Source organism: Zoogloea dura (genome assembly GCF_012927165.1).
GTDB classification, from domain to species: domain Bacteria; phylum Pseudomonadota; class Gammaproteobacteria; order Burkholderiales; family Rhodocyclaceae; genus Zoogloea; species Zoogloea dura.
The window spans coordinates 126,328-139,924 of sequence record NZ_JABBGA010000008.1 but is presented as its reverse complement, the minus strand read 5'-3'; the positions used below and the strand labels follow the sequence as shown (position 1 = coordinate 139,924).

Annotated in this window: 13 protein-coding genes; 3 read left to right on the top strand and 10 right to left on the bottom strand. The window is 68.3% G+C overall.

Features of this window, described 5'->3' with window-relative positions; genetic code table 11:
• Positions 1–426: 426 nt before the first annotated feature.
• The 4 genes from HHL15_RS12100 to HHL15_RS12085 all read right to left on the bottom strand — a co-directional run bounded on the left by HHL15_RS12100 (position 427) and on the right by HHL15_RS12085 (position 4,770).
• Entirely contained in the window at positions 427–939 is a 513-nt protein-coding gene (locus HHL15_RS12100) for an AmiS/UreI family transporter (RefSeq protein WP_169146022.1), read from the bottom strand.
• A 9-nt stretch (positions 940–948) separates the two neighbouring features.
• On the bottom strand, positions 949–2,232 hold the full coding sequence (gene eno, locus HHL15_RS12095; protein WP_169146021.1) for a phosphopyruvate hydratase: 1,284 nt from the start codon (positions 2,230–2,232) through the stop codon (positions 949–951).
• 30 nt (positions 2,233–2,262) lie between these two features.
• Positions 2,263–3,117, bottom strand: a complete 855-nt coding sequence (locus HHL15_RS12090) for a hypothetical protein (RefSeq protein WP_169146020.1) — start codon at positions 3,115–3,117, stop codon at positions 2,263–2,265.
• A 129-nt stretch (positions 3,118–3,246) separates the two neighbouring features.
• The gene (locus tag HHL15_RS12085; protein WP_169146019.1) at positions 3,247–4,770 is read right to left on the bottom strand and encodes a nucleobase:cation symporter-2 family protein; all 1,524 of its coding nucleotides are present in this window, start codon (positions 4,768–4,770) and stop codon (positions 3,247–3,249) included.
• A gap of 347 nt (positions 4,771–5,117) precedes the next feature.
• On the opposite strand from HHL15_RS12085, the gene HHL15_RS12080 reads away from it, so the two are divergent.
• Together HHL15_RS12080 and HHL15_RS12075 are read left to right on the top strand one after the other, a co-directional pair.
• On the top strand, positions 5,118–6,014 hold the full coding sequence (locus HHL15_RS12080; protein WP_169146018.1) for a DMT family transporter: 897 nt from the start codon (positions 5,118–5,120) through the stop codon (positions 6,012–6,014).
• Between the two features lie 13 nt (positions 6,015–6,027).
• Entirely contained in the window at positions 6,028–6,735 is a 708-nt protein-coding gene (locus tag HHL15_RS12075; protein ID WP_169146017.1) for a response regulator transcription factor, read from the top strand.
• A gap of 11 nt (positions 6,736–6,746) precedes the next feature.
• Here the strand turns inward: HHL15_RS12075 and HHL15_RS12070 are convergent, their stop codons facing one another.
• Genes HHL15_RS12070 through HHL15_RS12050 form a run of 5 tightly spaced genes read right to left on the bottom strand, consistent with a single transcriptional unit; the run spans position 6,747 to position 12,157 of the window.
• Positions 6,747–7,271, bottom strand: coding sequence for a hypothetical protein (locus tag HHL15_RS12070; RefSeq protein WP_169146016.1), 525 nt, complete (start codon positions 7,269–7,271; stop codon positions 6,747–6,749).
• Entirely contained in the window at positions 7,255–8,520 is a 1,266-nt protein-coding gene (locus HHL15_RS12065) for a serine hydrolase domain-containing protein (protein ID WP_169146015.1), read from the bottom strand. The genes HHL15_RS12070 and HHL15_RS12065 overlap by 17 nt, the downstream gene beginning before the upstream one ends.
• On the bottom strand, positions 8,521–9,672 hold the full coding sequence (locus HHL15_RS12060; RefSeq protein WP_169146014.1) for a YbdK family carboxylate-amine ligase: 1,152 nt from the start codon (positions 9,670–9,672) through the stop codon (positions 8,521–8,523).
• Positions 9,669–10,925, bottom strand: a complete 1,257-nt coding sequence (locus HHL15_RS12055; RefSeq protein ID WP_169146013.1) for a cation:proton antiporter domain-containing protein — start codon at positions 10,923–10,925, stop codon at positions 9,669–9,671. The genes HHL15_RS12060 and HHL15_RS12055 overlap by 4 nt, the downstream gene beginning before the upstream one ends.
• Positions 10,922–12,157, bottom strand: a complete 1,236-nt coding sequence (locus HHL15_RS12050) for a cation:proton antiporter (RefSeq protein ID WP_169146012.1) — start codon at positions 12,155–12,157, stop codon at positions 10,922–10,924. Before HHL15_RS12050 ends, HHL15_RS12055 begins: the two co-directional genes overlap by 4 nt.
• A 266-nt stretch (positions 12,158–12,423) precedes the next feature.
• Between HHL15_RS12050 and pal the strand changes: the two genes are divergently transcribed.
• A complete protein-coding gene (gene pal / locus HHL15_RS12045; protein WP_169146011.1) occupies positions 12,424–12,951 on the top strand; it encodes a peptidoglycan-associated lipoprotein Pal in 528 nt (175 codons plus the stop codon).
• 119 nt (positions 12,952–13,070) lie between these two features.
• On the opposite strand, the gene uraD is transcribed toward pal, so the two are convergent.
• Positions 13,071–13,586: a 2-oxo-4-hydroxy-4-carboxy-5-ureidoimidazoline decarboxylase gene (uraD, locus tag HHL15_RS12040; protein WP_169146010.1), complete on the bottom strand. Its 516-nt coding sequence runs from the start codon at positions 13,584–13,586 to the stop codon at positions 13,071–13,073.
• Between the last annotated feature and the right edge of the window lie 11 nt (positions 13,587–13,597).

Genomic DNA, 13,597 nt, shown 5'->3' with positions numbered 1-13,597 from the left:
AGCCGCGCCGGACTACCCCGCCTGCCGTTCCGCTGCTCGGCGGGTCGGAACGGGCTTTTCGCAAACACCGCGCGTTTGCTGAAGCCGAGGTTGGCTTCCAACGAGAAAAGCAAAACCCCAGCGTCTCGCACCCACCGGTCTTTCCGTAGAGGCTCGGTGCTTGCTGAAAGCCCGTTCTGACCCGCCGAGCAGCGCAGTATCGGGCGGGGCTTTCCGGCGCGGCTGTCTGAGGAGGCGTAGCCGACGAGTTCCGCGCCGGCCGCCCGATGCGAGCAGCGCAGGGGAGTCGTTCGCGAAGCGGACGACCGGGGAAGCCCGGTCGCCTTTCTTTCCCCCTTTCTTTGGCGACGCAAAGAAAGGGGTCGCCCGCCGGGGCGAAATCCCGGCCAATCCAACGTGGAACGAAGGAAAGCCCCCAAAACACAGCTACAGCCCCCCCGTCAGCAGCAGGTAACCCGGCAACCACCCGGTCAGCACGCCTTGCCCGATGGCCATGCAGGCGGTGGAGCGGGCCAGGGGGCGGCCCAGGGCGAGCAGCAGGAAGAACATCAGCCAGAGTATCGACCAGGCCACCCAGGACAGGCCCAGCCACCACTCACCCGGCGAGCTGGCCGCGCCCAGGGCGTCGGCGGCTACCGGCACAGCGGTGATCGCCACGAACAGGCTGAACCAGCCCAGACCGCGGCCGTCGGCGCCGCTGTAGCGGTTGATGGCGACCCACAGGTAGGTGAAGGAGAAGAGCAGCGACAAGGCCGCCGCCTTCACCGAGGCCAGGTCGGCCCCTTCGCCGAAGGCCAGCTTGAGGGCCACCAGCAGGCTGAGGCCGCCGGCGAACAGGTTGATCACCGGGATCTCCCGGTCGCCGATGCGGCCGAGCATCCACAGGCCGTTGAGGATCAGCACCGCGCCCACGTAGAACAGGGCCAGTCCGAGCAGCATGGCGGCCTCTCAGTGGCGCCCGAGGGCCGCCGTGCCGGCGAAGCGGGCGGCGCTGCCCAGCTCCCGTTCGATGGCGAGCAGGCGGTTGTACTTGGCAACGCGGTCGGAGCGGCTCGCCGAGCCGGTCTTGATCTGGCCGCAGGCGGTGGCCACGGCCAGGTCGGCGATGGTGGTGTCGCCGGTCTCGCCGGAGCGGTGGGAGGCGATGGCGGCGTAGCCGGCGCGGCGGGCGTAGGCCATGGCGGCCAGGGTCTCGCCGAGGGTGCCGATCTGGTTGGGCTTGATCAGGATGGCGTTGCCCAGGCCGTGCTCCACGCCTTCGGCCAGCAGGTGCACGTCGGTGACGAAGAGGTCGTCGCCGACCAGCTGGATGCGCCGCCCCAGGCGGTCGGTGAGCTGGCCCCAGCCGGCCCGGTCGTCCTCGGCCATGCCGTCCTCGATGCTGACGATGGGGTAGTCATTCACCAGGCTTGCCAGGTAGTCGGAGAACTCGGCGCGGGTGAAGGCGCGGGCCTCGCCGGCCAGCACGTAGCGGTCGTCCCGGTGAAACTCGGAGGCGGCGCAGTCGAGGGCCAGGGCGACCTGCTCGCCGGGCTGGTAGCCGGCGGCGCGGATGGCTTCGAGGATCAGGTCGAGGGCCTGGCGGGTGCCGGCCACGTTGGGGGCAAAGCCGCCCTCGTCCCCCACCGCGGTGGGCAGGCCGTAGCGCTGCAGCAGGCTGCGCAGGGCGTGGAAGACTTCGACGCCGGCCTGCAGGGCCTCGCCGAAGCGCTCGAAGCCGTGGGGGACGATCATGCACTCCTGGATGTCCAGGCTGTTGTTGGCATGGGCGCCGCCATTGATGACGTTCATCAGCGGCACCGGCAGCAGCGGCTCGAGCCCGTCCACGGCGAGGTGGCGGTACAGGGGCAGGCCGCGGCCGGCCGCCGCGGCGTGGGCGCAGGCCAGCGACGCGGCGAGGAGGGCGTTGGCGCCCAGGCGGGATTTGTCGGCCGTGCCGTCGAGGTCGCACAGGGCCAGGTCGAGGCCGGCCTGGTCGGCGGCATCACGGCCCCGCAGGGCGGCGGCGATGGGGCCTTCGAGGTGGGCCAGGGCGCGGCGCACGCCCTTGCCGCCGAAGCGCGCCGGGTCGCCGTCGCGCAGCTCGAGGGCTTCGCGCTTGCCGGTGGAGGCACCGGACGGCACCGCCGCCGTGCCCTGGTGGCCCGAGGCCAGGGTGACCGTGGCCTGCAGGGTGGGGTTGCCGCGGGAGTCGAGGATCTCGAGGCCCTCGACGCGGGTGATTTCATGCATGGGGATGAGTCTCCGGATACGGCAGCGGGATCAGAAATGCCATTCCAGCTGGAGAGTCGGCGTACGGGTGTTGATGCCCGGCTTGGTCACGCCGGCGGCGTTGGCGTGGTTGCCGAACTTGTTGAGCCACAGCTCGTAGCCGACCCCGGCGAGCAGGGTGTTCTTGCGGCTACCCGCCAGCTGGCCGACGTCCACCATCAGGGAGGTGCGCATCAGGGTCTCGGCCTCGGTCTTCACCTTGGCGTAGTCGCGGCCCTTGGCGGTGTTGTAGTTGAGGAAGCCCTGGAACTTCATGGGCAGGGAGGCCGCCTGGAAGGGGATGCCCCAGCTGACGCTGAGGATCAGCTGCGGGTCGAAGCCGACCTCGGCCTCGGGGCAGGCCGGGCTGCCCAGGCCGCAGTGGTTCCACTCCTTGCCGGCGAGCAGGCTCACGTCGAGGAAGCCGGGCACGTCGAACTTGAGGGTCGGGCCGGCCACCACCAGGCGCTTGCGGGGGGCGAAGCGGGTGTTCTTGGTGTTGAGGTCGAAGCCGCCGGTGAAGGCCACTTCCTTGACCGGGCCGAAGGACAGGTCCTTGTCGAGCAGCTTGCCCAGGTGCAGCTGGTGGCGGTAGGTGAGGTAGAACTCGGTGGCGCCGGAACCGCCGCCGGACAGCGGGTCGTTCTTGTCGGACTGCAGGACGTCCAGGTTGACGAAGTTCTGGCCGGTGGCATAGCCGCTGGCATGGGTGAATTGCAGCACATGCTTGCGCACGTCCTGGGTGTTGTTCGGCTCGCGGAACTGGGTGCCCCAGCGGTAGCCGAGGAAGCTGTCGCTCCAGGTGGCGGCAAGGGCGGCGGGGGCGATGGCGCCGAGCAGGGCGGCGAGGGTGAGGCTGCGGATCATGGTCGTGTCTCCTCTTTTCTTGTGATCGATGGCCGAGCGAAGCCCCGGCGTGCAGCGGACTGCACGCGCGATGGCGACGGAACGGCGGATTGGCTGAGGGTGGAGCTGGGAGAGGGTGGAGCGGAAGGCTTAGTGGGCTTCGGCGGCCTTGGCGGCTTCGATGGCCCCGGCCTCGTCGGCCTTGCCGCCGTTGAAGTAGAGGTTCAGCGCCACGGCGGCGATGGAGGTGAGCAGGATCCCGGACTCCAGCAGGGGGTGCAGGCTGTGGGACATCTGCTGGGTCCAGCGCGGCGCCACCAGGGGGATCATGCCGGCGCCGATGGAGATGGCGACGATGTACAGGTTGTTGCGCTTGCTCTTGAAATCCACGTTGGCGAGGATGCGCACGCCGGTGGCGGCCACCATGCCGAACATCACCAGGCCAGCGCCACCGAGCACGAAGGTGGGCACCGACTCCACCAGGGCCGCCATCTTGGGCAGCATGCCGAGCACCACCATGATGATGCCGGCAGCCACGCAGACCCAGCGGCTCTTCACCCCGGTGACGCCGACCAGGCCCACGTTCTGCGAAAAGCTGGTGTAGGGGAAGGTGTTGAAGAGGCCGCCGATCACGGTGCCCAGGCCATCGGTACGCAGGCCGTTGGAGAGGTCCTGCTGGCTGATCTTGCGGCCGGTGATCTCGGACAGGGCCAGGAACATGCCGGTGGATTCGATCATCACCACCACCATCACCAGGGCCATGGTCAGCACCATCACGATGTCGAAGGTGGGCATGCCGAAGGCGAAGGGGGTGACGATGTCCACCCAGTGGGCCTGGGCCACCTTGTCGAAGTGCATCTTGCCCATGCCGGCCGCCACCACGCAGCCGATCACGATGCCCAGCAGCACGGCGATGTTCGACACGAAGCCACGGCCATAGCGCACCAGCAGCAGGATGGTGGCCAGCACGAAGGCGGCGATGCCCATGTTGTCGAGGGCGCCGTAGTTGGGGTTGTCCTTCATGGGCACCGGGCCGGGCAGCTTGACCTCGGGCGCGGCGGCACCGGGGGGCAGGCTGGCGGCAGACTCGGCCGCCCTGGCCTTGGCCGCATCCACCATGGCCACCAGCCTGGGCACATCGACACTCTGGGCCAGCGGCGCCGGGCCGCCCATGGCCCAACCGATGCCGACCCGCATCAGGCTGATCCCGATGATGGCGATGATGGTGCCGGTCACCACCGGCGGGAAGAAGCGCAGCAGGCGGCTCATCAAGGGCGCGATGGCGATCGAGATGAGGCCCGCGCCAATGATCGCGCCAAAGATCGCCCGCGCCCCCTCGGGGCCGCTCTGCACATTGGCCATGGCGACCATCGGGCCGACCGCGGCAAAGGTGACACCCATCATCACCGGCAGCTTGATGCCGAAGTGACGGCCGAAGCCGAGGGACTGGATCAGGGTGACCAGGCCGCAGCAGAACAGGTCGGCCGAGATCAGCATGGCCACGTGTTCCGCATCGAGCTTGAGGGCCCGCCCGACGATCAGCGGCACCGCCACCGCCCCTGCATACATCACCAGCACGTGCTGCAGGCCCAGGGTGAACAAGCGCCCGGTGGGCAGGCGCTCGTCCACCGGATCAACCGGCTGGACCTTTGATTCCTTTGAATGCTCCGACATGGAGGTCTCCTCTATCTTGTGTGTGCTCGAGCGTCTCTGCGGACGCTGAAGAAATGCCCGGAGGCACCGGGATCTGGAGCCAGTGTAGGTGGCGTGTTTCCGGCTGGCTGAACCGAGTCCTGATAAGGGAAATAAGCGCTTCGATATTGTTGCTTCGCAACATCGAATCTTCCTCCGAGCATGCGGCCCCTCTTCTGCCCGTACCGCAGTGCAACATCGAAGCCGCGGCGGGGAACCTGGCCCGGCGGGTGCCTGGGGGAGGGCTTCTGCGTATGCTGGGAGCCCTGCCTGCCGCCAGGCCTCCCACGCCCTGGCGCCGGACCTCAATACGATTCCACTGAAGTGCCATGACCTCCTCCTCCGCCCTGCCCCGCCGCGCCCTGCTGGCCCTGCTCGTCCTGTCACTGATCTGGGGCTACAACTGGGTCGTCATGAAGGAGGTGGCGCGCCTCGCCTCGCCCCTCGACTTCTCGGCGATCCGCACGGTACTGGGCGCCGCCGCGCTGTTTGCGACCATGCGCGTGCTGGGCCGGCCGATGCGGCGGATCCCCGGCCGCGACGTGGTGCTGCTCGGCCTGCTGCAGACGGCGGCCTTCACCCTGCTGATCCAGTGGGCGCTGGTGAATGGCGGGGCCGGCAAGACCGCCGTGTTGGTGTACACCATGCCCTTCTGGCTGGCACCGCTGGCCACCTGGTTGCTGGGCGAGCGGATCGGCAGCGCCCAGTGGGTCGCCACCGGCGTGGCCGCCGCCGGCCTGGTGATGATCCTGGAACCCTGGTCGATGGGCGGCAGCGCCTTCAGCAACCTGCTCGCCATGGGCGGCGGCCTGTGCTGGGCCCTGGCCACCGTGGTGGCCAAGCGCCTGCGCCAGCGACAGGCGGTGGACCTGCTGGCCCTGACCGCCTGGCAGATGCTTTTCGGCGCTATCGTGCTGTGCGTGGCCGCCCTGCTGGTGCCGTCACGCCCGATCGACGCCACACCGTATTTCTATGGCGCCCTGGCCTTCAATGCCCTGTTCGCCACCGGGCTGGCCTGGCTGTTGTGGCTGTATGTGCTGCAACACCTACCCGCCGCCATCGCCGGCCTGTCGGCCCTCGGCATCCCGGCCATCGGCGTGCTGTCCGGCTGGCTACAGCTGGGCGAGCGCCCGAGCCCGGCGGAGATGGCCGGCATGGGGCTCATCGGCCTGGCCCTGGCCATGATCAGCCTCGCCGGCCTGCGCCGCCCACCTTCACGGCCCTGACTCCCCGACTGCCATGCCCCCCCTTGCCTCCTCCCCCCTGATCCACGTGATCGACACCGCCCCGCAGCTGCCGGGCAGGCTCCAGCGCGTGGCACGCCAGCTCGGCGCCAGCCTGCATCACTGCTCCAGCGCGGAGCGCCTGCTGGTGGATCTCGACCCATCCCGGGCCTGCGTGATCCTGGCCGACGCGTCCCTTCCGGACGACGGCGCCCTGAGCCTGCTCGGGACACTGCAGCAGCAAGGCGCGGGAATCCCCCTGATCGTCACAGCGGCAGGAGCGGACGGGGGCGATGTGGACCTGTGCCGGCGCGCCTTCCGTGCCGGCGCAACAGACTTCCTGCCCCTCGATGCTCCGCTGGAAGTGCTGGCCGAATCCCTGCGCAAGGCGATCGGCACCCAGGTTCTCAACCGGGTACGACACCAGCGCGAACTGCGCACGCGGGCGCTCTATGCCCGCCTGTCAGGGCGTGAGCGGGAAGTGCTGGGGATGGTGGTGGCCGGCCTCACCAACAAGGAGATCGCCCGTGCCCTGAGCGTGTCGCCGCGCACCGTGGAGGTCCATCGGGCACGCCTGGGCATCAAGCTGGAGACGGACTCGCTGGCCCAGCTGGTGCGCGAGTATGCCCAACTGGTGGACGAGGACGATGGCGGCCAGGCCTGGCAGGCCTGTGGCCGCGCCCTCGGGTCGCCCCTGGCGCCGTCCGCAGCGCCCCTGTCCTGAGATCCGCCCCCTCAGCTGACCACCAGCTTGAGGGTGATGACCTTGCCGCAACAGGCCTCGTCGAGCATCTCGGCGGGGCCTTCGTAGGCATCGCCTTCCCTCACCTCGGCGCGGGACCAGGTCATGGCCAGGCCGTTCTCCGCCAGGAAGGTCTGCAGGGCGCGCACGCGCTTGCCCAGCAGCACCGGGTTGTAGCCCTTGGCCGGACGGTCGCCGTAGCCGGTGATGACCAGGCGGAAGCCGCTGCCCGGCTGGAATTGGGACGCCAGGCCGCGCAGGAAGCCCAGCCAGGCGGGACGGATGGTCTCGCCCCGCGCGTCGAACACTTCCTGCGGGTCCAGGGCCAGGGTCAGGGCCCGCTCGCCCTCCGCCTGCTCCACCGGCACCTGGAACTCGCCGGCCAGCACCAGCACCGCGCGGGAGCGTTCCGGCCACAGATCGGAGGCCGCCAGCGCCTGCACGGCCAGTGCCAGCAGGAGTCCCCAGCCCAGGCGGAACGTCCAGCCCTGACGCTGCATTTCACCCTTTCTTGCCACGTCTCCCTCCCGTGCTCACGGGCATCTCCCAAAGCCGCCGCAAACTCGCCATAAGGAGGGGCGACTCCCGCTGGGCATGGGATGCAAACATCGCGATGACCAGCCCCCGATCGAAATCCACCAGCAGGCTGCTGCCGTTCTCCCCCACGATGGCGGCCTGACGGGTTCGCCGACCCGGGTGGGCAAAATGGTACTGCCAGCCCACGTCCGCCCCAAGCGCCTTGACGGCCGCCGGACGCTCAGCGTCCTGCCCCCCCCCCGCCGCCAGGGCATCGGCAAACCAGGCGGGCAGATAAGTGCGCCGACCAGGGCGGCCGCGGGCGTCCAGCAGCGCCTGACCAAAACTCGCAAAGTCTTCAAGGCTGAGTGCCAGCCCATCCGCAAGCGCCGTGCCGACCCCGTCGGTCGCCCAGAAGGCGGGGTGGCGGGCGCCGATGCGTTCCTGCATCTCGCACAGGAGCGCAGCGACAGGCTGGCGCCGGGCCTTTTCGACCACCCACACCAGCAGCTCTCCCCCCGGACCGATCGCCTCCGCTCCATGCTCTCCTTCGGCCCGCGGCCATACAGGACGAGCCTTGAGCCAACCCCGCAGGTCCGCCCCCGGGGCCGCGGTCCAACCCGCCACGCTGCGCCACTGACCGATCTCGTCATCCCCCCAGCCCAGACCGGTGCGCCCATCCAGAAGGCGCTGCACGGGCCGCTTGCCCAACTCCCTGACATCACCCAACTCGGGAATGAGGCGGTTAATGGCCTTGTCCCGGGCCAGGCGACCTTCGCTGGCAGCTCTGGCCAGCCAGGCGACCAGGATGGGTCGGGTGGCTGACTGGAGAAGGCGCGGAGCGGCGGGGTCAAAGCCGCTGCGACGGTAGTCGAGGAGGGTTCGACCCTGGCGGAGGATTATCACCCCGTCAGCGTCGATCCGGTTTTCAAGCAGGAAGCGCAGGCTGCGTGTGCTGTCGTCCGCCGGGTCCGTGACCGATACCCTGTCCGGATCGAGGCGCCAGGAAGCCGCCGGCCGCGACGCCGCCGCACTGGCCGGCGCGACGCTAAGCCCGGGCATGAATTGCGCCGGGCGGGTCACGCCGAAGCGCAGGGTGCCGGCCTCCAGCCAGTTTGCGCGCGTCACCCAGGCGTTGCCTGCCTCGGTGCCAGGCCGGGACTCCCGCGTCGTGCACGCTGCCCCCACATGCGCACAGACCACGCTGGCAAGCAGCCCCAATGCCAGTGATGCCACAGACGGCATAGCCATCTAGATCCCCCCCCCTTGTATGGATGGCTCGGCAAAGCGCTCAACAGCTTGCCGGGTCAGCTCATTGAACGCATGCTGCCCCGTCGCCGCCCGAGCACGCAGCCAGGCGGCATCACCAGCACGAGCCTCGGTGATTTCCCGCAATGCATTGAGCTGGCCGGAACAGCCCAACGCCGCGGCATCACCTGCCAGCGTGGCAAGCAATGCCTCCAGCGCCGTGGCCAGGCACCGCGGCTCGCGGCGTAGAGGGTCAGCCAGTTCAGCCTCGAAGCCAAAGCGGCAGGCCTGGAACTTGTTGTGCCGGGCCACCAAGGTCTGCAGCACCGGATCCACCGGCGGCCGCTCCCGCAACAGGTAGCGGCACAGACACTGCGCCAGGGCCGCAAGTTGCACCGCACGCGCCACGCTCAACGGAGTGTCGCAGATGCGCAGTTCAACAGTGCCGTACTCGGGCTTGGGGCGCACATCCCAGTACAGATCCTTGATGCTCGCGGCTACGCCGCAGGACTGCAACAAGGCCATGTGGTCGAGGAAGGCGGCCCAATCCGCGACGTCAGGGGCCTGCCCCGACAGGGGAAAGGCCGACACGGCGTTGAGCCGCGCCGACTGGAAGCCTGTGTCGGTGGCATCCATGTAAGGCGAGGAGGCCGACAGGGCAATGAAATAGGGGATGTGGGCGTTGAGGGCATGGGTCAGCCAGATCGCCTCATCGCCGGAGCGCACGCCCACATGGATATGCTGGCCGAACACCGTGAACTGCTTGCTGAGGTAGCCGTAACGTTCGTTCAGAAACGCGAATCGCTCGCCAGGCGAGATACGCCTCTCGGGCCAGCGATGGAAGGGATGGGTTCCGCCACCACACACCGCGATGTTGTTGCGCCCGCAGTGACGAACCAGCAAGGCCCGCAGGCCCTCCAGGTCCGCCGCGATGCCGGCAATGTCCTGACGGGGCTTGGAGTTCACCTCGATCATGCTCTCGGTGATCTCTAGCTTCACCTCCCCATGGCTGTCATCACCCGGCAAGCTGGCCAGCAGATCGGTGGCCGCGCGGGTAAGGTCGTAGTCCCGCAGGGACACCAATTGCAATTCCAGCTCCACCCCGAGGGTCAGGGGACGGCTCGACGCAAAACGCAGACCCGCCAGATCGCTCATTCTGTTCTCCTCCCGGCGGCCGGCGCCGTCTCCCCCGCCCGCACCAGCGCCGCACGGCACAATTGCGGGCCAATGAACTCCATCACCGCCGCTGCCAGCAGCGGCAGCACCAGGGCCTGGCCGCTGACCTCCGGATAGATCGTCGTCAGTTCGGCCGCCATGAAGATGGCCGTGGCGGAGAGCGGCTGGATGCCCAACCCGACCAGGCGCCGCTTGGCCATCGGCAGATCTGCCTGGCCGACGAGAGTAACCCCGCCAAACTTCGCCAGCCCGCGCACCAACAGCAAACCCAGCACCTGGGCCACCGCCAGGGGGGTCATGTCGGTGAGAGGTAACATGGCCCCCGTGACGACGAAGAGGACCACGGCCAGGAGACCATGCCCCTGAGGCAGGCTGGCGTAGGTCAGCACGCGACCGCGATCCAGGCTTCCCAAGGCAAGCCCCATCATGAAAAGGCACAGGAAGACCGGCACTGCCACCATGCGTGCCAGCCCGATGGCAAGCAAGGCCGCCGCGACCAGCACAAAGACCTGGGCCAGCGCACCACCGGACTGCCGGGCCGCCACCGCCAGGGCCAGGCGGGCGCACAGCCAGGCGATGATGCCACCGCCACCTACCACCCAGCAGGGGTGGGCCAGGCTGTTGAGCCAGTCACCCGACTGCTCTGCATGGATGACCCCCAGCACTATCGCAAACACCACAAATGAGGCTGTACAGTTGATCGCAGTGAGCACCTGGGTACGCTGTGCGACCTGCCCCTCGGCCCGGCACTCCTCGGTGATGAGCAGCACCACCGCCGGTGCGGAAGCCATGGCGATGGCAGCCGTCGCCGCGCTCCAGGCGGGTGACAGATCCACCGCCAGCCAGGCAAAGGCAAACAGTCCGGCAAAGGCGAGCCCCGCCTCGGCGCCGGCGCTGCGCAACAGGCCGGGATTGAGCCTGAGCCAGCGCCAATCCAGATTGCGCCCGGTCTCCATCATCAACAGCCCAAGAGCCACATCTGCAACGGGGCGTGCCATCGCCACCCCCTCGGCATCCAGCCAGCCCAACCCCTCCGGACCGCACACGGCGCCCGCCAGCACATAGCCGACGAGGCGCGACAGCCCCAGACGGCGCTGCAGCAACTCCCCCACCACCAGGCCGGCGATCAGCAGCAGGGCGAACAGAGCCAAGGCATCAAGTTGATCTGGAAAAGGGGGGAGGAAGAAGAGGCGATCCTGCAGGGCCTCCCAGGCGTCACGCAGAATCGTCATGAGGGACGGGCTCCGTTCGGCAGATGGCGCTTGCCGCGACGAGGCTGGTAGCGCCGCGCCTCGCCGAAGCCGATGATTGCCAGTTGCGTGCAGAGCGGGCCGAGCAGTTGCATCAGCACGATCAGCCCCATCAGAGCGCCCGCCAGATGCGGGGCGTCACTACCGGCCAAGCCGGCATCGCCCAGCAGCACCAGCGCCACGCTGGACATGGGCAGTAAGCCCACCGCAGTGAACAGGGCCAGCGCCGGCGCCTGCCCATCCAGACGGCCTGCCACATGCAGGACACCCCAGTGGCCCCCGAATCGTGCAAGCGCAAGGGCCACCGCGAGCGGCCAGTGCATGAGCAGTTCGCCGATATCCAGGGCAGCCCCCGCCAGCACGAAGGTGACCACCAGGAACACCCGCGCATCCGATGCGATCCGCAGGGCTACGACCCTTCCCTGCCGGTCTAACAGGCGGGTCAGCACACCAAAAGACAGCAACGTGAGCAGCGGCGACACATCGAGGCTAAGGGGCAGCCCCGTGCCGATCACGATCAAACCCAGCAGCATCAGATGCTGATGCTCCGCATGGTGGCCAAGCCAGCCGGCCGCGCGGCAGGCCAGGGCCGCCAGGCCTGCCCCCAGCGCCACGGACAACAGCAGTTCGGCGAAGGCTCCTGCCACGTGGGCTACCGTGAGTCCCGCATCGTCGGTCTGCATCAGCGGGCGCAGCAGACACATCATGGTGAAGGCCACACAACCATTGATGGCGACCAGTCCATACAAACGACGAGTGGAAGGGCCATCGGCACCCACATCGGCGGTTGTGGCAATGGTGATCGCCGGCGACGTGGATAGCGCCACCGCGGCACCGAAGCCCGCCGTCAGTGGATCAGCGCCGGCCCACAACAGCACGCCGCCGACCACGGCCAGCACACCGCCGCTTTCGGCCAAGCCGGTCAATACCAGGCGCCGGTCAAACCCCTCTCCTGGCGCGGGCAGGCGGTTGCCCAGTTCGAACAGGATCAGACCCAGTGCCGGGTAGATGAAAAACTGGGCAGCCCCCAACACATAGGGATCGACCCAGCGCAGACCACTGTTGCCGAGCATGACCCCCACCAGCACATAGCCTGTGGTGCGTGGCAGATTGAAGACTCGGCGACTCAGTTCTCCGCCCGCCGTACCGGCGAGCAGCAACAGTCCGAACAGCAGCAAAGGGGATGGTTCAAGATCGCTGAAGGAAAGCGGCATGCAAAAAACAGAGGGCTCCACGCCCCGACCTGAACCGGGATCGCGGAAGGCCCTCCAAAGTCTCCTTGCTGGTGGTTGCCCGTTGATGGAACGGGTACGAATCGCATCGGCCATGCAAGGCCGACGTCCCCTTTCCTAGATAGATTGCCATCAATATAATTTGCAGCAATAAATTTCGCAAACCCTAAAGCCGTACTCATGATCGTCTTGAACCGGCTGTGGGGCTTTTGTTTCCCCTTTCTGCCCCCGTCCTGGAGTTCGATTTCATGAAACAAACCGTCCTGGCGAGCCTGCTGGCCTGTGCCGCCCTTGCCGCCTGTTCCACCACCGCAACCAAGACCGTCACCGCGCCGGAAAGCGCCCCTGCCGCGGCCCAGGCCAACACCGCCCCGGTCGCCGCCGACAAGCTGTCCGCCGCCGAACTGGAGGCTCGCCGCCTGGCTGCTGCGCGGACCGAGCTGGCCAAGAAGAGCGTGTATTTCGATTACGACAAGTTCACCGTGGCGGCCCGCTACCAGGATGTGGTCAAGCAGCAGGCGGACTTCACCGCCGCCACCGCGAGCGACCTGATCTCCGTGGAAGGCAATGCCGACGAGCGCGGCAGCCGGGAATACAACCTGGCGCTGGGTCAGAAGCGCGCCGAAGCCGTTCGCAAGGCGCTGGTGAACATGGGCGTGGCCGACAGCCGCATCGAGGCGGTCAGCTTCGGCAGCGAAAAGCCCCGCGCCACCTGCCACGACGAGAGCTGCTGGTCCGAGAACCGCCGGGTGGACTTCGCCCACAAGGACCGCTGAGCGTCCCGCAAAAAAAAAAGCCCACCGGCCGGGAGGGAGGGAGAACCGGCGGTGGGTTGCAGGAGAAGGCTGGCTGTGCAGAGGCGGCTCCACCGCCCTTGCATGCCAGTGAATATCGTTCAGACCGCCAGCAGGGCGTCCAGCCGGAAGCGGGCGATCTTGCCGATCTCAGTGAGGCAGGTGCGGAACTCGCCGGCCCGGTCGCGGGCCAGACGGGCCTCCACGGCGTCCATGATCTGGTAGCGGGACAGGCCCTTCACCGCGATCACGAAGGGGAAGCCGAAGCGCTCCCGGTACTGCGCATTGAGACGGCGCAGGCGGGCCAGTTCCTCGGCGCTGCACTGGTCCAGGCCGGCGCCGCGCTGCTCGCCGGTGGACGCGGTGGTGAGGGTGCCGGCGGCCGCTTCCTTGCCGGCCAGCTCCGGGTGGGCGCGGATCAGGCCGAGCTTCTCCTCGTCGCTGGCGGCGTCCAGCACCGCCAGCATGGCGGCGTGGAGCGCGTCGACGCTGGCGAAGGGGCGGGCCGCCCAGGCCCGCTCGGGGATCCAGGGCGAGTGTTCAAAGATGTCCGCCAGGCGGGCGACGAAGCCGTCGCGGTCGGCGGCAGAGAGGGTCTCGAGCGTAGTCGTGGTCATGGGATGTCCTC